Origin of the sequence: Myxococcus sp. AM009 (genome assembly GCF_013372605.1) — a bacterium.
Classification (GTDB): Bacteria; Myxococcota; Myxococcia; order Myxococcales; family Myxococcaceae; genus Myxococcus; species Myxococcus vastator.
The window spans coordinates 1-18,066 of record NZ_JABXEP010000158.1; the positions used below are offsets into that span (position 1 = coordinate 1).

Consider the following 18,066-nt stretch of genomic DNA (forward strand, 5'->3'; position numbering starts at 1 on the left):
GTCCGAGATGGGCCGCCCCCGCCACCGCAGCCGGTGGTGCGGCCCATCTCGGACAACGAGCTGCGCCGCATCAACGACTCCATCTCCCGGCAGACCTTCGCCGAGGACAAGATGCGCGTGCTCGTCTCGGCGGCCCAGCACCACTACTTCCTGGTCTCCCAGGTGGGTCAGCTGCTGAGCCACTTCCAGTTCACCCAGGACAAGCTGGCCGTGGTGCGCGAGCTGCGGCCGTACATCCTGGACCCGCGGAACGGCCACACGCTCTACAGCTACTTCTCCTTCTCCAGCGACAAGAAGCGGCTGGATGAGATTCTCGCGCAGCACTGAGCCGCGCGGGCTGTCAGACAGGCAGCAGACTCCGGGCGTCGCGGGAAGTGCTCCCGCGGCGCCCGTCGCATTCTAGAACGAGCACACCGCTCCACGCGGGAAGAGGCGGCCCGCCGGGATGGGCATGAAGGCGCGCTCCATGGCCTCCGCGGCCTCCGCCAGCGAGCCATGCGACGCTTCGATTCGGGCGAAGCGCGTCCGCATCCGGTCCAGGATTTCCGCGGGCAACAGCCGCCGCGCCATGGGAAACACCTGCGCCTCCTCCACCCCGGTGTGCCCCCGGTACAGCCGCAGCCAGTCGTCGGCCGCGTCGAGCATGCGCACGGGGTCTGTCCCCCCTCCGCGCAGCATCGTCTCCGCCGCGCAGAGCATGGCCACCGCATGCTCGCTGCCGGTGCCGTGCTCGCCGGACACCTGGGCCAGCAGCCCGGGCGCCAGCGGCAGCCGGTGCGCCACCATCGTCTGGAAGAGCACCATCTCCTTCGCGTGGTGGCTGCCGTCCACGAAGGTGAGGAAGAAGTTCGCGGCGCGCAGGAAGAGCGAGGCCGAGGCGAACTCCCCTTCGCGGCCCTTCGTCACCGCCCGCTCCAGGACCTCCAGCACGCGCTGGATGTGGCGGTGCTCCTGGCTCAACACGCCCAATGCATCCATGACCGACCCCTTCACACCGTGCGGGAAAAGCGGGGACGCTCCGTCCCCGCGAGATACGCGTCGAACACCATGGCCACGTTGCGGACGAAGAGCCGCCCCAGGGGCGTCAGCGCAAACTGCGCGCCGGTGCGCGTCACCAGGCCGTCGTCCTCGAACGCGCGCAGCCGCTCCAGCTCCGGCGCGAAGTAGTCGGCGCCGTCCGCCCCCAAATCCACCCAGAAGTTGCACATGAGCCGGGTGATGACCGCGCGGCGCCGCTGGTCGTCCGCCGTCAGCGACAGGCCCCGCTCCGTGGCCAGGCAGCCCTGGGAGACGCGCTCGTAGTAGCGCGGCAGCGCGCGGACGTTCTGCGCATATGCGCCGTCCACGTCGCTGATGCCGGTGCTGCCAATGGCCACCACGTCCGAGGCGGCCTTGACGGTGTAGCCCTGGAAGTTGCGGCCCAGCCGGCGCTCGGCCTGCGCGCGCGCCAGCTCGTCCTCGGGCACCGCGAAGTGGTCCATGCCAATGGGCCGGTAGCCCGCGGAGACGAACGCCGCGTAGGCGGAGCGGAACAACTCCAGCTTGGCGCGCCCGCTCGGAAGGGCCTCCGCGGGCATGCGCCGCTGGTGCTTCAGCACGTCGGGCATGAACGCGAAGGAGTAGACGGCCAGCCGGTCCGGCCGCATCGCCAACACCGTGTCCAGCGTGCGGGCCCACCCTTCGGCGTCCTGGTGGGGCAGGCCGTAGATGAGGTCGAAGTTCACGCCCTTGAAGCCCAGCAGCCGGGCGTGCTCCAGCAGCGCCCGCGTCTCTTCCGGGGACTGGAGGCGGTTGGTGACCTGCTGCACGCGCGCGTCGAAGTCCTGCAGGCCCATGGACACGCGGTTGAAGCCCAGGCTCCGCAGCAGCGTGAGCTGGCCGGGCGTCGTCACGGCCGGGTGGATTTCGATGGCCACCTCCGCGTCCTGCGCGATGCGGAAGCGGCGGGTGAGCGCCGTCCACAGCCGCTCGAGCTGCCGCTCATCCAGGAAGGTGGGCGTGCCTCCGCCCCAGTGAATCTGGGACACCGAGCGCCGCGCGCCGAGCCGCTGCACCACCAGGTCCAGCTCCAGCTCCAAGTGGTCGAGGTACAGGTCCGCCGCGGCCCGGTCCCGGCTGATGACGACGTTGCAGCCGCAGTACCAGCAGAGGCTGCGGCAGAAGGGCAGGTGCACGTAGAGCGACAGTGGCTCGGCGCTCACCCGGGTGCCCGCTTGCTGGAGCCGCTCCACCAGGTGCTCCGGACCGAAGTCCTGCCGCCACGCCGGCGCCGTGGGGTAGCTGGTGTAGCGAGGGCCGGAGACGTCATACCGGCGAAGCAGGGCTTCGGGCGGCGTGGGGACTTCCTGGCGGAGGGGCTCCATCTCACCGCTTCGCCCCTTCCAAGCCTCGTGCCAGGAGTTCCCTGGAGGGACTTCGGGCGGCACATAGAACAAGAAGTGCAAGCCTTGCGGCAGGGGCTGTGCTCGGTGCAAACGCTGCGGGTCAAGGCCCGAGTCGTGTGTAGTGGCCTCGGTGAAAGGCGGCTCCTTGGCGGCATCATGCAGCGGCGGTGTTCATCCCGGATCCAGCGCCCAGGTTCCATTTTCCCAGTTCGTCAGGGTCTGCCAATGGGATGACGTTCTGCGTATTATGAAGCGCATGGGGACCGACCCGTGAGACATTGCCCGGCGTCTGCTCGACGATGTGGTGCCACTGCTTGCCTGGTCCCGCCGAGCCCATGGCGCTCTTGAGGCCACTGGACGAGCCCCAGGACCTGAAGCTGGCTGGAGTGCCTCCCGCTGCGACTCCTCTCCGGCCCTGGGCCGTCATGGCAATCGCTGTGGCAGGTAGGGAGACGACGACGGTGCTGCCTTCAACGGCGACCACGCTCACCTGTCCTATGTGCGCCAAGTGGATGCCTGCCTGTGCGCCCCCTGCGACCGCAGCATCCGTGAAGTGGGGCAACATCGACAGCCGCGAGGCCAACCATGCAGCGCCCCCGGTCATGCCCTGGCTCACCACCACGGTGACCGCGAGGATGAAGACGCGCGCCACCTCGGGTCCTACTCGGTTGGCGAAGCGATGGCCGGCCTGTTCCAATTCCACCCAGGTGGTGGCCCGGTCCGTGGCCGTCTTCAGTTCCCGGCTCGCGTCCACCACCTCCAGGAACGTCTCCAATCCCAGGTAGATGAGCAGGACCGCGGAGACGATGGCCGCCGCCCTGGTGAACACCGGCTCGGGATTAGCTGCCAGGACGGCCCAGGTGATGAGGCCCGTTGCGATGACGGTGTAGAAGAGCTGGGGTGCCAGGGTCTTCTCCACCGACCGGGCGATGCGCTCCTTGAGTGGCTCCAGCGACAGGCCCAGGGCGACTCCCAGCTTGTCCCACGCGCCCAGGCCCAGCCCGTCGTCGAGCAGGGAGAGGCAGTGGTCCCTGCGCTGGCCTGGCTCACAGAGACCGCCAAAGCTCTTGCGCATCAAGCGCTGCCAGCGGGTGTCCGCACTGTTGCCCGGGTGGGAGGCGCGCACCAGCCCGCCTTGCCGCGGAGCACGGAGCGTCAGGGGCACCTCCCGCAGCTAGCGAGCCAGTGCCTCCTCGAATACTTCCGCGTCCACCTTCACGGACGTGTTCGAGGAGGACGGCCTGTACTCCAGGGGCGGCCCCTGCCCCGTGTCGAGGCGGATGACACGCGGCGTGGCGCACGCATTGAGTAGGGTGAGGAGCAGGACCGTGACGCCCAGACGGCTTGCCATGAGACGCTTTCCGGATCGAGGAGGGCTTCAATCTACGGAAAGGTCGTCCCAAAGACGATGACGTCCCGTCCGTCCTCGTCGCCCTGCTGCGAAGGGAGTGCTGCGCTGCCTCTGCACCACGGTACAGCTCGGTTCAAAACCCGGTTGCGCTGGTCACGACGGGGGCCGGCGAGAACTTTCGGCACATCGAGTCCACGGGACAGTCCCATCCCGAAGCTCAAGTCCTTGACGTCACGGAACGCCTCTTCGCACGAGAAGCGCTGGAGTCTCTTGGCGTGGCCGATGACCCGAGTCCACTCGGCCGCCAGACGCCTTCCAGCAGATGCAAAGCCTCACAAGCAGCCTCCATCCCCAGCCATGACTGCTCTCGATGCGTACGCTTCAGTCAGCATCCATATGACTAAGGGCGGATATCGGGAATGGCAGGCCCCAGGAACCGGGCCTCCATGCGCTTCACCTCACCGGAGGCCGCGTCCGCCACCTCGACGGTGAAGTGGAACGGCAGCTCCGTACGGCTCCGGTCCACGGTGATGAACAGCGGCACCCGGAAGCTCTCCAGCGAGCCGAGCGTCACCTGCGCCTGCGGCACCACCACCTGCGCGGGCACGGGGCTGTCCACGCGGAGGGTGAGCACCGTCTCGGAGGGGTTCTTGTTCACCAGGTGCAGCTCGAACTGGTTGCGCACCGTGCCCTGCTCGACGACGTAGGGCATGCCCTGGAAGCGCAGCAGGTTCGCCTCGAAGGGCACGCGCCGCACGAGGCTCAGCGTGAGGCCCGCCACCGCCACCAGCATCAACGCGCCGTAGAGGAACAGCCGGGGCCGGAGCACCCGCCGCGGCTGTCCGTCCAATCCGTTGAGCGAGTCATAACGGATGAGTCCTCGCGGCCGGCCCAGCTTGTCCATGACGCCGTCGCACGCATCCACGCACTGCGCGCACGCCAGGCAGTCCATCTGCAAGCCATTGCGGATGTCGATGCCCGTGGGGCACACGGCCACGCACCTGAAGCAGTCCACGCAGTCGCCGCGCGGCGGCGCCGTGGCACCAGGAGGCACCTTGAGCATCCGGCCCCGAGGCTCTCCGCGCCGCGTGTCATAGCCGACGATGAGCGAGTCCCCATCCTGCATCGCGGACTGGAGCCGGCCATAGGGACACACCACCACGCAGAGCTGCTCACGGAACCACGCGAAGTTGAAGTACAGCGCGCCCGTCACGGCCATGGCCCAGGCGAAGGCCACCGGCGAGGCCACCGGGCCCTCGGACACCATCGCGACGAGCCCACCCGCCGAGACAAAGAGGCTCAACGCCGCGTGCGAGATGAGCATCGACACAGCCGCGTATGCGCCATGCTTGAGCACCGCCCGCAGCACCCGCGCGGGTGTCCAGGGCTCCCGAGCCACCTTCAGCCGCCGCTCCCGGGGCCCATCGAAGAGCCGTTCAATCGGGCGATACAGCGCCTCCAGGAACACCGTCTGGGGACACGCCCAGCCGCACCACACGCGCCCCAGCCACGCGGTGAAGAACAGCAGGCCGAAGCCCACCGACGTCAGCAGGAACAGGACGCGCCAGAAGTCCTGCGCGTTGTACGTGCCACCAAACAGATAGAAGCGGCGCGCCGCCACGTCCAGGTGCACCGCCGGGTGGCCCCCCACCTCCACCAGTGGCAGGGCCAGATAGACGGCGATGAGGACCGCGAAGCCCACCCGCCGCCGGGTGATGAACCGGCCGCGCACGTCCGCCGGGTGGAGCGCCAGCCGCGAGCCATCCGCGTGGATGGACGTGAGCTGGTCGATGCGCGGGCCATCCCGCCGCGGTTCCGCAGACATGGGCTGCTTCCTCTCCGTGAGCTACGGCTGCTCGGGCTCGCCCTGCGGCGCCTTGCCGCCGGGCGCGTCGGTGCCCTTGAGCGTGAGCAGGTAGGCGGTGACGGCCTTGACGCGCTCGGCCCCCAAGGTGCGCTCCCACGCGGGCATGCCCTTGGCCACCACGCCGTCCGCCACGACCTTGTGGATGGCCATGGGGCCGCCACCGTGCATCCAGTACGCGTCCGTCAGGTTGGGGCCGATGAGCCCCTGGCCCTGCGCGCCGTGACAGGCCGCGCAGTTCGCCTGGAACACCTGCTTGCCACTCTCCAGTGAGGCCATATCCCTGGCCAGCGCGAGCAGCATGTCGTCGGACGCCGGGGTGTTCCCGGACGCGCGCTTCGCCACCGCCGCGGACTCGGCGGCGTACTCACCGAGCTGTCCGGGCCCCGCCTCTGCGATGTGGTACCAGAACCAGTAGCCCGCGCTGAAGACGATGGACGTCCAGAGGATGAACAGCCACCAGTTGGGCAGGTGGTTGTCGTGCTCCTCGATGCCGTCATAGACGGAGTGCAACAGCGACTTGTCACTGCTCATGGCCGCCCTCCCCCTGCTCGCTCAATGGCATCCGCGCGAGCGTGTCGAAGTCCCCGCTGCGCCGCGCCACGAACACCCAGGCGACGACGCCGAGGAACACCGCGATGAACAGGACCAGGGCGAAGAGGGGCAGCTCGGTGAGCGACATCCCCTGATAGAATTGCTTGTACATCAGCGGCCCTCCTCACTGGCGATGGTGGCGGCGGGCAGACGCGCCGCCGGCGCGGGCGACTTCTCCGGCGGAGCGGGCAGGTCCTGCGGCCCACGGCCCAGGCGCTGGAGGTAGGAGATGATGGCCACCATCTCCGAATCCCACGCCACCTGGACGCCCTGCGCCGCCAGGTCCGCGGTGATGCCCTCCGCCTGCGACTTCTGGCGCGCCTCGGCGCCGTCCACGTCCGCGTTGGAGTACGGCACGCCCAGCCGCTGCATCAGCGCCAGCTTCTTCGGCGCGTCCTTCACGACGATGCGCTGCTCGGCCAGCCACGGGTACGGCGGCATGTTGGAGCCGGGGCTCGTCGCCCTGGGGTCCATCATGTGCGTGTAGTGCCAGAGGTTCGGGTACTTGCCGCCCAGCCGGTGCAGGTCCGGCCCCGTGCGCTTGCTGCCCCACTGGAAGGGGTGGTCGTAGATGAACTCCTCCGCGCGGGACACGTCGCCGTAGCGCTGCGTCTCCGCCACGAAGGGGCGAATCATCTGCGAGTGGCAGGTGTAGCAGCCCTCGCGGACGTAGAGGTCACGGCCCTGGAGCTCCAGCGGCGAGTACGGCTCCTGCGCCTGACCGTGCGCCGGCACCGCCTGCTTGAGCATGATGGTGGGCAGCAGCTCCGCCACACCGCCAATCAGGATGGCGATGAGCGTGAGCACCGTGAAGGCCAGCGGCCGGCCCTCGATGAGCCCGAACCACGACGGCCGGCCTGCTTCACGGTCCCTGCGGGTGACAATCCAGGCGAACTCGCCCAGCACGATGATGGCGCCCAGGAGCACCACCGCGCGCACCGGCTTCGCCCACCCGAGGAACATCGTCACGGTGAGGATGGCGATGGCGAACACCAGCGGCCGGCCGGTGACGACCTGCACCCAGCCGGGCGCCGGGGCCCTGGCGGGCGCGGCGACGGGCTCGGGGGCGGGCGGCTCCACGACGATGGTCGCCTCTCCGTCCACGGCCTTGCCGGCGCGGGCCGTCTTCCACAGGTTCCACGCCATCATGATGAAGCCCACCAGGTACATGGACCCGCCGGCGAAGCGGACGATGTACATGGGCCGGATGGCCAGCAGCGTCTCCACGAAGTTCGGGTAGAGCAGCGTGCCGTCGGGGTTCGCCGCGCGCCACATGAGGCCCTGCGTGACGCCGCTGATCCACATGGAGACCATGTAGAGGAGGATGCCCACCGTCCCGAGCCAGAAGTGCGCGTCCGCCGCCTTGGGCGAGTGCAGCTTCGTGCCGTACAGCCTGGGCACCAGCCAGTAGAACATGCCGGCCGCCATGAAGCCGTTCCACCCCAGCGCGCCGCTGTGGACGTGGCCGACAATCCAGTCCGTGTAGTGGCCCAGCGCGCTCACCGACTTGATGGACAACAGCGGCCCCTCGAAGGTGGCCATGCCGTAGAAGGTGACGCCCGCGATGAGGAACTTGAGGACGGGGTCCTCGCGCAGCTTGTACCAGGCGCCCTTCAGCGTGAGCAGGCCGTTGAGCATGCCGCCCCACGACGGCGCCCACAGCATGACGCTGAAAATCATGCCCAGCGACTGCGCCCAGTCCGGCAGCGCCGTGTAGAGCAGGTGGTGCGGACCGGCCCAGATGTAGATGAAGACCAGGGCCCAGAAGTGGATGATGGACAGCCGGTACGAATACACCGGCCGCTCCGCCGCCTTGGGCAGGAAGTAATACATGATGCCCAGGATGGGCGTGGTGAGGAAGAAGGCGACGGCGTTGTGGCCGTACCACCACTGCACCAGCGCGTCCTGGACGCCCGCGAAGACGGAGTAGCTCTTCACCCCCGACAGCGGCAGCGCCAGGCTGTTGACGATGTGCAGCACCGCCACCGTGACGATGGTCGCGATGTAGAACCAGATGGCGACGTAGAGGTTCTTCTCGTGGCGCCTGGCCAGCGTCCAGAAGAAGTTGATGGCGAAGACGACCCAGATGACGGTGATGGCCACGTCGATGGGCCACTCCAGCTCCGCGTACTCCTTGGAGGTGGTGATGCCCAGGGGCAGCGACACCGCCGCCGCGACGATGATGAGCTGCCAGCCCCAGAAGTGGATTTTCGACAGCAGGTCCGACGCCATGCGCGTCTTCAACAGCCGCTGCGTGGAGTAGTAGATGCCCGCGAACATCATGTTGCCCACGAAGGCGAAGATGACCGCGTTCGTGTGCAGCGGGCGCAGGCGGGAGTACGTCGTATAGGGGATGCCCAGATTCGCCTGCCACCAGGCGAGCTGACTGGCCACCAGCGCCCCTACCGCCATGCCCACGATGCCGAACAGCACCGACGCGATGATGAAGCGCCGGACCGTGGTGTCGTCATAGATGATTCGTTGCTGATGCACGGCTTCACTCCTGGGAAGCGGAGGACGGGGGCTCGGGAGCACGCGGCGCCGGAGCGGCGCTGTCGTCTTCGAGCGGGAAGAGCGCGAGCCGGTCGGCGTGCTCGTGGTCCCGGTGGCGCACGCTGTAGACGAACAGCAGCACCGAGCTGGCGACGAGCATCAGGCTCACGAAGACCTGGAGGACGAGGACGTTCATGCCGGCACCTCCCGCAGCGGCGGCGTGGGCGTGGCGACGGCGCGCTCGCGTGAGGCGGACAGCCACCACACGGTGAAGAGCACGGTGGCCAGACTGGTCGCGGGCATGGCCACGGCGGCGCGCAGCGGCGTCATCCAGCCGGCCAGGCACACGGAGACGGCGACCACATTGTAGCCCACCGCCAGCACCAGCAGCTGGCGCACCACCTGGCGCAGCCGGGCCGACAATCGCAGTGCCTCGCGGATGGCGCCCAGACCTTCGCCCAGGAGGAAGAAGTCGCTCTTGCCCGGTATCACCGGCCGGTCGATGGCGGGCGTTCCCGCGCAGAGGGCTCGCTCGAAGGCGAGGCTGTCGTTGACGCCGTCCCCCAGGTACAGCGTGTCCGCCGCGTCCAGCTTCGCGACGGCCTCGGCCTTGTCCTCCGGGTGCTGGCCGCTCAGGGTGTGCTGGGTGGGGATGCCCAGCGCGGCGGCCAGCTCATTCACGCGGCCCTGGCTGTCCCCGGAGATGAGCCACACCTCGCGGCCCTCGTCCTGGAGCGCCTGGACCTCGCGGCGCGCGTCGGGACGTACCGACTCCCGGAGCTGGAAGAAGGCCACCGGCACGCCGTCCCGCGTGAGCACCGGCCCCGCCGCGAGCCCCGAACCGGACAGGAGGACCTCCACGCGCGACGTGTCCACCCTCCGCGACTCGGTGGCCCAGTCCGCGCGGCCCAGCCGCCAGCGCACGCCGTCTCGGTTCAACTCCAATCCCTGGCCCGCGAGCTCCGCCACACGCGCCTCCGGGTCGAAGCGCGCGCCCTCCCGGAGCAGCGCGGCTGCCAGGCACCGGCTGGCGGGGTGGTTGCTGCGCGACACCAGGTCGAAGGCGAGGTCTCGCGACGCGGGCGCCAACCCCGCCACGGCGGCGCGGTCCACCAGCTCCAGCCGCCCCAACGTCAGCGTCCCCGTCTTGTCGAAGAGCACCTTTCGCACGCGCGGCAGCCGGTCCAGCAGGTCCGTGCTCCGGATGAAGAAGCCGCCGCGGCGCAGGCGCGCCTGGACCAGCTCGTAGGCCAGCGGCGTGGCGATGCCGATGGCGCACGGGCACGTCACCACCAGCAGCGCCACCGCCACCTCCAGCGCCTTGTCCGGCCCGGCGGGCCACCACAGCGCGAGCCCCAACGCGGAGACGAAGAGCACCGTGACGACCCAGCGGCGCGACACGCGGTCCCAGAAGCGGGTGTGCACCGCATGTCCACCCGCCACCGTGGGCGCGCGACGGAGCAACGCCACCAGCGGCGAGTCCGTGAAGGCCTGCTTCGCCTGGACACGCACGGCCTCGCGCCCGGCGTTGAACGCGCCCGCGGGCAGCGCGCCGCCCTGCCCCACCGCGCGCTCGCCGGGCTCGCCCGTCATCCAATCCGTGGACACGCGGGCGCCCGAATCGAGCAACACCGCGTCCACGGGCACCAGGTCCCCCGGCGCAATCACCAGCACGTCGCCGTCGGCCACCTCGGCGGCGCGCACGGTGGCGAGCCGTGCGCCCTCCTCCCTGCGCACGAAGAGCCCCTCCGCCCCGTCGTCATCCAGCAGGAAGCGCCGGTTGCGCTCCAGCACGCGCTGCTGGAGCCACCGCCCCACCAGCATCAGCGTGACAAACGTGTTGAGCGTGTCGAAGTACGCCAGGTCGCCGCGCCCTCCGCGCGCCTGCGCCAGCGACATGCCGAACACCAGCAGGATGCCCAGGGCGATGGGCAGGTCCAGATGCAACACGCCGCGCCGCAAGCCCTGGAGCGCGGAGCGGAAGAAGGGCCAGCCTCCCACCACCACGACAGCCGACGACAGCCACAGGCTCAGCCGCGTGAAGAGGCGGAAGACCTCGCCATCCTCCGGCGTGAGCCCCACGTAGAAGCTCACCGAGAACAACATCACGTTCATCGACAGCGCGGCGCAGATGCCCAGGCGGATGGGCAGGTCCAGGCTCGTGCGCTCCGGGCGCTTGCGGCTGGGTCCGAAGCGGTAGCCAAAGCCCTCCACGTCGCGCAGGAACTCCGCCACATCGAAGGCGCCGCGCCGCCACAGCACCCGCGCCTTGCCCAGGGCCGGGTCCACCGTCAGGCCCGCCCCGCCCGGCTGCCGGCGGAACAGCTCGTTCATCAGCCACACGCACGCGGCGCAGTGGATGCCCTGCACGTCCAGCTCGAGCGCACACAGGGGACCCGGAATGGCCTCGGCGCGGCTGACGAGCGGCTCCAGCCACGCGAACGCGCGTTCCTTGCGCAACTCAGGCGCGGGCGCCGTCTTTCCTTGCGCGAGCTGGTAGTAGCGCGTGAGCCCCTGCTCCACGAGCAGGCCGTGCACGGCCTCGCACCCCACGCAGCAGAAGTCGCGCGCCGCGCTCCCGGGAGGAACGGGACTGCCGCAGTGGAGACAGGCGGCCGGAGCAGGCTCCGATGGCGTGGAGGCAGGCATTCACGATGTCACCTTGCGAACGGCATGCCTGTTGCGATGCACCGCGTTCATGTCGCTCGAACCGGCCGCGCTCGCCTCGCTGCTGCACACCCCTGGCCCCACCCCCACCGTCATCGCCGGAGCACTGGGCGCCTTCGTGGTGGGGCTCACGGGGAGCGTGCATTGCCTCCTCATGTGCGGACCGCTGGCCTGCGCGGGCCTGCCCGGCGTTCCAGGCCCGGAGCGGCGCAGGGCCGTCGCCGCCTACCAGGGAGCGCGCCTGGGCGCCTATGCCCTCGTGGGCGGCGCACTGGGCATGCTGGGCGGAGGCGTCACCCAGGCGCTGGCCGTCTCTACCCGGCCCTACCTGCCGTGGTTGATGGCCGCGGCCCTCATCGCGTCCGCGCTGGAGTTGGGCAAGCGCCTGCGCCCGCTGCCGGGCATGGCGAACCTCGCGCGGCAGGTGACGCGCTGGGGCGCAAAGTTTTCGTGGACGGGCCGCGCGAGCGCAATGGGTGCGGTGACGCCGCTGCTGCCCTGCGGTCTGCTCTACGGCGTCTTCGCGGTGGCGCTGGCCAGCGGCTCGTTCCTGGGTGGCGCGCTGGTGCTGGGCGCCTTCGCGCTCGGCGGCCTGCCTGCCCTGCTGGGCGCGCAGCTCCAGGCGTCCTTGTGGAAGCAGTGTCCGAAGCAGGTCTCCTTCGTGCTGCGACGGGCGGTGCCGCTGGTGGCGGCGGCGGTGCTCATCTACCGGGCAGTGAGCGTGAATCCCAGCGGCGCCAGTTGTCATTGAGCGGGGCGCATGCCCAGCTTCTGTCCGGGGGCACGCCCGACAGCCATCATGAAGCTAAGCCTCACACCCTTCGCCGAGCGCCTGGCCACCAGCTACTGGCTCGTCCCGGCACTCTGCGTGTTCGCCTCCATCGGCCTGTCGCAGCTCGCCCAGGCGATAGACGCCCGCCTGCCGCAGCACGAGCAGACCTGGTACCTCTTCCAGGGCGGCCCCGAGGGTGCGCGCTCCGTGCTCTCCGCGGTGGCGTCGTCGATGATGACGTTCGCCGGCCTCGTCTTCTCCGTCACCATCCTGGTGCTCCAGCAAGCCAGCAACCAGTTCTCGCCCCGAATCCTGCGCACCTTCCTCCGGGATCGGAAGAGCCAGCTGTCCCTCGGCATCTTCGTGGGGACCTTTGTCTACGCACTGCTGGCGATGCGCAGCGTGCGGGGCACCTCGGAGAACCTGGAAATCGAGAGCCATGTCCCGTCGCTCTCCGTCTGGCTCGCTGTCGTGTTCGTGCTGATCAGCGTGGGCACCTTCATCTTCTTCATCCACCACGTGGCCCAGTCCATCCGCGCCGTGGTCATCCTCGGGCGGATTCGCGACGAGACGTGCGAGACGATGGAGCGCATGTACCCGGAGGGCGTCGGCCATGACGCAGAGGATGCTCCGCTGGAGCGCCCCCAGGGCATGCCCTCCCTCGTGGTGCCCCATGCGGGCCGCTCCGGGGTGCTCGTCACCCTGGACGAGGAGCAGTTGTTGCGGTGCGCCCAGCGGGCCGAGGTCACGATGGTGGTGGTGCCGATGATGGGCGACTTCGTGCCCCATGGCAGCGCGCTCTTCGAAGTGTGGGGTGACGCCGGGTCGCTCGACCTGCCAAGCGCGCTGGCCTCGGTCCAGATTGGCCGCGAGCGCACCCTCCAGCAGGACACGGCCTTCGGGTTCCGCCAGCTCGTCGACATCGCGGAGCGCGCCCTCTCTCCTGGCACCAACGACCCGTCCACGGCCGTCCAGGCCATTGACCAGCTCCATGACCTGCTGCGCAGGCTGGTCCTCCGGCGCTTCCCCAGCCTCCGCCGGCTGGACGACCAGGGCGTCCCGCGGCTCATCTGCCCGCGCCCTGACTTCAACGACTACGTGCGGCTTTCGATGGATGAGATTCGCGAATATGGAGAGGGCTCCATCCAGGTGGCCCGCCGCCTGCGCTTCCTGCTGGAGGACCTGCTGCGCGTGGCGCCGGACTTCCGCCGCGCGGAGCTGGAGCGCCAGCGCGCGCTGCTCGACGCCAACGTCACCCGGGGCTTCGCGGATGCGCGGGTCGCGGAGGAGGCCCGGCGCGCCGGGCCCCAGGGCCATGGGCCGCGCTGAGCCGAACCACCAACGTCAGCGCAGCGAGGCCACCGCCTCGAGCGCGGAGGGCTCACCCGCGACGAGCAGCGCGTCAGACGGGGTGAGCAGCCGGTCCGGGTCCGGCACCGGGAGCATGCGGTCCTGGAGCACGTCGTGCACGGCCACCACGTGTACGCGGTAGCGCTGCGGCAGGGCCAGTGCGCGCAGGCTCTTGCCATACCACTCCTCCGGCACGGGCATCTCCTGCAGCCCGAACTCCGGCCCCAGTTGCACGTACTGCAGGAGCCGGCCACTGGTGATGCGGCTGGCCAGTCCCAGGGCGCTCTCCCGCTCGGGGAAGATGCTCTCGGTGGCCCCCAGCGCGTTCGCGATGCGCGCGTGGTCATCCGAGCGGACCTTCACGTAGATGTCCTCGATGCCCGTGTCTCGCAGGGCGAGCAGCGCGAGGATGCTGGCTGAGAGGTCCTCTCCCGTGGAGACGATGGCGGCGTCCGCCCCTCGCGCGCCCACTTCCTCCAATACCTGGCGCTGCGTGGCGTCTCCCACCATGGCCTTGGACACGCGCGAGCCCAGGGCGTCGACCACCGCCGGGCGTGGGTCGATGGCGATGACGTCATGCCCCTGCTCATGCAGGCGCGCGGCGATGACCGAGCCGAAGTTGCCCAGACCCACCACGATGATGCGCTTCATCCGTGCTCCTTAACCAACGATGAGGTCCTCTTGCGCGGGGCGCACGTGCCGCAGGTGCGTCCGGGCGCGCAGGCTGAGGGCCGCGAAGAAGGACAGCGGCCCCAGCCTCCCCACGAACATCAGCCCGATGACTTGCAGCTTGCCCGCCACGCTCAGGGAGGGCGACACGTCCATGGTCAGCCCCACCGTACAGAAGGCGCTGACCACCTCGAAGAACACGGGCAGGAAGCTGGCGCGCGCGGCCTGCACCGACTCCGCCCCGCGCGCCTCCGTGAAGGTGAGCACGAAGACGGCGGCGGTCATCAGCCCGAAGGCGATGAGGGCCAGCGACACGGTGCGCTCGATGGTGCCCTCCGGGATGGCGCGGCCATGCAGCTCCGCGTGCCGGCGACCCCGGATGCGCGTGAAGGCGAGCGCGGCCAGCACCGCCAGCGTCGTCGTCTTCAGTCCTCCGGCCGTGGAGCCAGGGCTGCCGCCCACCACCATCAGCAGGATGGTGAAGAAGCCGCTCGCGTTGCTCACCTCGGAGTAGCTCACGCTGTTGAAGCCCGCCGTGCGCGCCGTGGCGGACATGAACCAGGCGTTGGCCACCCGGTCCACGTAGCCCAGGGGCGCCAGCGTCCCCCGCCACTCGAAGAGCGCGAAGAGCACGGTGCCGCCCACCAGCAACACCCCGGTGACGAGCAGCGCCGCGAAGGTGTGCACGCTCATCCGCCGCGAGCGCTGGTCCCGGCTGCGCCACCAGCGCAGCGCCTCCTCGCTGGACAGGTAGCCCAGGCTCCCCAGGATGATGAGGAGGGAGATGACCAGGAGCGTGAGGGGCGCCCGGTTGAAACCCACCATCGAATCACTGAACGTGGAGAACCCGGCGTTGCAGAAGGCGCTGACCGAGTGGAAGACGGCGTGCCAGGCCGCCTCCTTCCAGCCGAACCGCGGCAGCCACAGCAGCCACAGCAGCAGCGCCCCCAGCGCCTCCACCCCCAGGGTGAAGCGAGCGACGCGCAGCGTCAGGGACAGCACGTTCTCCCGGTGCGTGTAGTCAATGGGCGCGCCGACGATGACCTCGCTGCGGAGGGACAGCCGCCGGCCCAACGCGCCGATGACGAGCGTGGTGAGGGTGACGAGCCCCAGCCCACCCAACTGGATGAAGACGAGCAGCCACAACTGCCCCCAGCGGGTGAAGGCCGTCGCGGTGTCCACCACGGCGAGCCCCGTCACGCACACCGCGCTGGTCATGGTGAAGAGCGCGTCGAGGAAGCCCAGGCGCGGGCCCGTGTACAGCGCCGGGAGCCAGAGCAACCCCGCTGTCCCCACCGCGATGAGGACCGCGAAGGAGAGCGCCAGCAGCATCGCCGGGGAGATGGAGAACCAACGCAGCCAGAGCCAACGGAAGGGGGAACGAAGGAATGAGTCCACGGAGCAATGCGGACCATCCTCCAAGTCGGAGGATTCCACCAGTTTCCCACGCGCGGCCCCTGGGCGGGCCGCGCGGCGGCCCTCACCCGCCGCGTCGCTTCGGGGCTCGCCGCCCACTCGAAGCCGCCGGCGCCTTCGGCAGGTGCCGCAGCCCCATCCACCCGAGCGCCGCGACGTGGCGCGCGACATGGTCAATGGAGAAGGAGCGCCCGTCCTCCGCCCACCACTGCCCCACCTGCGTCACCATGCCCACCAGCGCGTTCGCGTAGATGGGCGCGAGCTTGGGGTCGTAGCCGGCGTGCTCGAACTCGCTCTTGAAGATGTCCGAGACCCGCAGCGCCAGGTCGTCGATGACGCGCGTCAGGCCCCGCCGTCCCGCCGCCAGCGGTGAGTCGCGCGTCATCACCGCGAAGCCCGCGGGCTCCGCCTTGGCGTAGGTCATGAAGGCCAGCACCGCCCGCTCGAACCGCTCGCGAGGCGTGCCCGTGGCGATGCTCTCCGACACGCGCGTCACCAGGTCATCCATCTCCCGGTCCACGATGGCCGCGTAGAGCCCCTCCTTCGCGCCGAAGTGCTCGTAGACGATGGGCTTCGACACGCCCGCCTGGTGGGCCACCTCCTCGATGGAGGTCGCTTCGTAGCCCTTCGAGGCGAACACGCCTCGCCCCACCGCCATCAACTGGGCCCGGCGGTCAGCACCCGACAGTCGCTTCTTCGTCGCCACGTTGACCTCGAACCTACCCAACAGTAACTTACCCAACCGTAACCTGCCAACTGGAAACTCTCCGGTGGAGTTGGAGCCCCTCATGTATCCCGTCTCTCACCGAGCCGTCCTGCCCGACGCAGCCGCGCTCAACGTCCTCGCCGTCCTCGAAGCGCGGGTCCGGTCCTGAGCGCCCAGGTCGCGGAGAAGCCGAAGCTGCGCGGCGTCCTGCATCAGTTCGCCGCCCCGGGTGCGCTGGGGGCGGGCCTGGTGCTCGTCTCGATGGCGCCGACGGACCGGGCCGCGGCTGCGGCGGCGGTGTTCGCCTTCAGCCTGGTGGTGTTGTTCGCGGTCAGCGCGACCTACCACCGGGTGAACTGGTCCACGCGTGGGAGGACGTGGATGCGGCGCATGGACCACGCCTCCATCTTCATCCTCATCGCGGGCACCTACACGCCCGTCGCGCTGCTGGGCATCTCCGGGGCCGCGGGCGACGGCCTGCTGCTCCTCATCTGGGCGGGCGCGCTCGCCGGAGTCCTCCAGTCGCTGTTCTGGATACAGGCGCCCAAGGTGGTGACGGCGGCGCTGGCCGTCGCGGTCGGCTGGACGCTGGTGCCCTACTTCGATGAAGCCCGGCAGGCCCTCACGGGCAGCGACCTGACGCTCATCCTCGCGGGAGGCGTCGCCTACACGGCGGGCGCCGTCGCGTATGCCCTGAAGCGGCCGAACCTCCTGCCCGGCGTCTTCGGCTACCACGAGGTGTTCCACGCATTGACGCTGGTCGGCGCGGGGCTCCACTTCACCGTCGTCCTGCGGCTCGTCCGCGCCGCGACGGAGTAGGCGAAGCGACGCCAGGCCTGGGGCGGATTGACTGGAATCTGGCGCTAGCATCAGATTCTCGTCATGGAGCGAAGGTGCCGTGATGCGGGATGACGCCCGGCCCTCCACCGCCGCGCCAGCCTCGACGGAGGTCGTCCGGATTCCCGCCCGGGACGGGCTTCCCCTGGCCGCGACGGTGTACCCGGGGCGCCAGGACAATGGTGTCGTCATCCAAATCAACCCCGCGACGGCCGTGCCACGCAGGTACTACGACGCCTTCGCCCGGTTCCTCGCGGGCCGGGGCTTCACCGTCGTCACGTATGACTACCGGACCATGGGGGACTCGGTCGTCGACGCGTCCCTGCGCAACCAGGCCCGCTTCCAGGACTGGGGCGAGCTGGACACGCCCGCCGTCCTGGACTGGGTGACGGCGCGGTTTCCCTCGCACCGGCTCGCTGTCGTGGGGCACTCCGCGGGCGGACAGATGCTGGGGCTGGCGGAGAATGCCTCGCGCATCCAGGCCGTGCTGCTGATTGGCTCACAGCACGGCTGGTGGCGGCACTGGCCGCTCCGTCAGGCGCTGCCCCTGGCGGCCATCTGGTACGTCGCGCTGCCCGTCTCCGTCGCGTTGCTGGGCTACTTCCCGGGCCGCATCGTGGGCTCGGCGGACCTGCCGGGAGGCATCGCGAAGCAGTGGGCGCGCTGGTGCCGCAATCCCCACTACGTCTCCGACGACAGCGGCGCGCCCCTGCGGCCGTACAATGACCGCGTCCGGGCGCGGCTGCGGCTCTACAGCTTCTCCGACGACACCATCGCGCCAGAGGCCGCCGCGCGAGCGTTGCTCGACACCTACCCGAACGCGACGCGTGAGCACCTGCACCGCACGCCCGCGGAGCTCGGGATGAAGCGAGTCGGCCACTTCGGCTGGTTCCGCTCCAGCACGCCCGAGGCCGTCTGGGTGGAGGCGGCGGACTGGCTCGAGCTGGCCGCCCAGGCCCCACC

General features: G+C 69.8%; 18 protein-coding genes. 5 read left to right on the forward strand and 13 right to left on the reverse strand.

Annotation, left to right across the window (positions count from 1 at the left end; genetic code table 11):
• Nucleotides 1-327: DUF4476 domain-containing protein (locus HV824_RS29185; RefSeq protein ID WP_176424738.1), on the forward strand; the 327-nt coding region annotated here is incomplete at its 5' end.
• A 72-nt stretch (nucleotides 328-399) separates the two neighbouring features.
• Here HV824_RS29185 and HV824_RS29190 read toward each other — a convergent pair.
• From HV824_RS29190 to HV824_RS29230, 10 genes are all read right to left on the reverse strand, one after another.
• The gene (locus tag HV824_RS29190) at nucleotides 400-978 is read right to left on the reverse strand and encodes a hemerythrin domain-containing protein (protein WP_176424739.1); all 579 of its coding nucleotides are present in this window, start codon (nucleotides 976-978) and stop codon (nucleotides 400-402) included.
• Nucleotides 979-989: 11 nt separating this feature from the next.
• Nucleotides 990-2,363, reverse strand: coding sequence for an oxygen-independent coproporphyrinogen III oxidase (gene hemN, locus HV824_RS29195; protein WP_176424740.1), 1,374 nt, complete (start codon nucleotides 2,361-2,363; stop codon nucleotides 990-992).
• A 175-nt stretch (nucleotides 2,364-2,538) separates the two neighbouring features.
• Complete coding sequence (locus HV824_RS29200; protein WP_255208429.1) at nucleotides 2,539-3,459, reverse strand: hypothetical protein; 921 nt, start codon at nucleotides 3,457-3,459, stop codon at nucleotides 2,539-2,541.
• Between the two features lie 99 nt (nucleotides 3,460-3,558).
• Entirely contained in the window at nucleotides 3,559-3,735 is a 177-nt protein-coding gene (locus tag HV824_RS37670; RefSeq protein ID WP_255208430.1) for a hypothetical protein, read from the reverse strand.
• 400 nt (nucleotides 3,736-4,135) lie between these two features.
• The gene (ccoG, locus tag HV824_RS29205) at nucleotides 4,136-5,560 is read right to left on the reverse strand and encodes a cytochrome c oxidase accessory protein CcoG (protein WP_176420918.1); all 1,425 of its coding nucleotides are present in this window, start codon (nucleotides 5,558-5,560) and stop codon (nucleotides 4,136-4,138) included.
• A gap of 21 nt (nucleotides 5,561-5,581) precedes the next feature.
• Nucleotides 5,582-6,133, reverse strand: a complete 552-nt coding sequence (locus HV824_RS29210; protein ID WP_176424741.1) for a c-type cytochrome — start codon at nucleotides 6,131-6,133, stop codon at nucleotides 5,582-5,584.
• A complete protein-coding gene (locus tag HV824_RS29215) occupies nucleotides 6,123-6,305 on the reverse strand; it encodes a CcoQ/FixQ family Cbb3-type cytochrome c oxidase assembly chaperone (RefSeq protein ID WP_176420916.1) in 183 nt (60 codons plus the stop codon). Before HV824_RS29215 ends, HV824_RS29210 begins: the two co-directional genes overlap by 11 nt.
• Nucleotides 6,305-8,686, reverse strand: coding sequence for a cytochrome-c oxidase, cbb3-type subunit I (gene ccoN, locus HV824_RS29220; protein WP_176424742.1), 2,382 nt, complete (start codon nucleotides 8,684-8,686; stop codon nucleotides 6,305-6,307). Before ccoN ends, HV824_RS29215 begins: the two co-directional genes overlap by 1 nt.
• A 4-nt stretch (nucleotides 8,687-8,690) precedes the next feature.
• Nucleotides 8,691-8,882 (reverse strand): cytochrome oxidase, encoded by a 192-nt coding sequence (locus HV824_RS29225; protein ID WP_176420914.1) that lies wholly within the window; start codon nucleotides 8,880-8,882, stop codon nucleotides 8,691-8,693.
• A complete protein-coding gene (locus tag HV824_RS29230) occupies nucleotides 8,879-11,335 on the reverse strand; it encodes a heavy metal translocating P-type ATPase (protein ID WP_176424743.1) in 2,457 nt (818 codons plus the stop codon). Before HV824_RS29230 ends, HV824_RS29225 begins: the two co-directional genes overlap by 4 nt.
• A gap of 49 nt (nucleotides 11,336-11,384) precedes the next feature.
• Between HV824_RS29230 and HV824_RS29235 the strand changes: the two genes are divergently transcribed.
• Both HV824_RS29235 and HV824_RS29240 read left to right on the forward strand, forming a co-directional pair.
• Nucleotides 11,385-12,104: a sulfite exporter TauE/SafE family protein gene (locus HV824_RS29235; protein WP_176420912.1), complete on the forward strand. Its 720-nt coding sequence runs from the start codon at nucleotides 11,385-11,387 to the stop codon at nucleotides 12,102-12,104.
• 48 nt (nucleotides 12,105-12,152) lie between these two features.
• On the forward strand, nucleotides 12,153-13,454 hold the full coding sequence (locus tag HV824_RS29240; RefSeq protein ID WP_176420911.1) for a DUF2254 domain-containing protein: 1,302 nt from the start codon (nucleotides 12,153-12,155) through the stop codon (nucleotides 13,452-13,454).
• Nucleotides 13,455-13,469: 15 nt separating this feature from the next.
• Here the strand turns inward: HV824_RS29240 and HV824_RS29245 are convergent, their stop codons facing one another.
• The 3 genes from HV824_RS29245 to HV824_RS29255 all read right to left on the reverse strand — a co-directional run bounded on the left by HV824_RS29245 (nucleotide 13,470) and on the right by HV824_RS29255 (nucleotide 16,266).
• Entirely contained in the window at nucleotides 13,470-14,126 is a 657-nt protein-coding gene (locus tag HV824_RS29245; RefSeq protein WP_176420910.1) for a TrkA family potassium uptake protein, read from the reverse strand.
• A gap of 9 nt (nucleotides 14,127-14,135) precedes the next feature.
• On the reverse strand, nucleotides 14,136-15,542 hold the full coding sequence (locus HV824_RS29250) for a TrkH family potassium uptake protein (protein WP_368671047.1): 1,407 nt from the start codon (nucleotides 15,540-15,542) through the stop codon (nucleotides 14,136-14,138).
• Nucleotides 15,543-15,624: 82 nt separating this feature from the next.
• A complete protein-coding gene (locus HV824_RS29255; RefSeq protein WP_368671046.1) occupies nucleotides 15,625-16,266 on the reverse strand; it encodes a TetR/AcrR family transcriptional regulator in 642 nt (213 codons plus the stop codon).
• Between the two features lie 234 nt (nucleotides 16,267-16,500).
• Between HV824_RS29255 and HV824_RS29260 the strand changes: the two genes are divergently transcribed.
• Nucleotides 16,501-17,085 carry a hemolysin III family protein gene (locus HV824_RS29260; RefSeq protein WP_255208432.1) on the forward strand — a complete coding sequence of 195 codons (585 nt, stop codon included), beginning with the start codon at nucleotides 16,501-16,503 and terminating at the stop codon, nucleotides 17,083-17,085.
• Between the two features lie 82 nt (nucleotides 17,086-17,167).
• Nucleotides 17,168-18,066: alpha/beta fold hydrolase (locus HV824_RS29265; protein ID WP_176424744.1), on the forward strand; the 899-nt coding region annotated here is incomplete at its 3' end.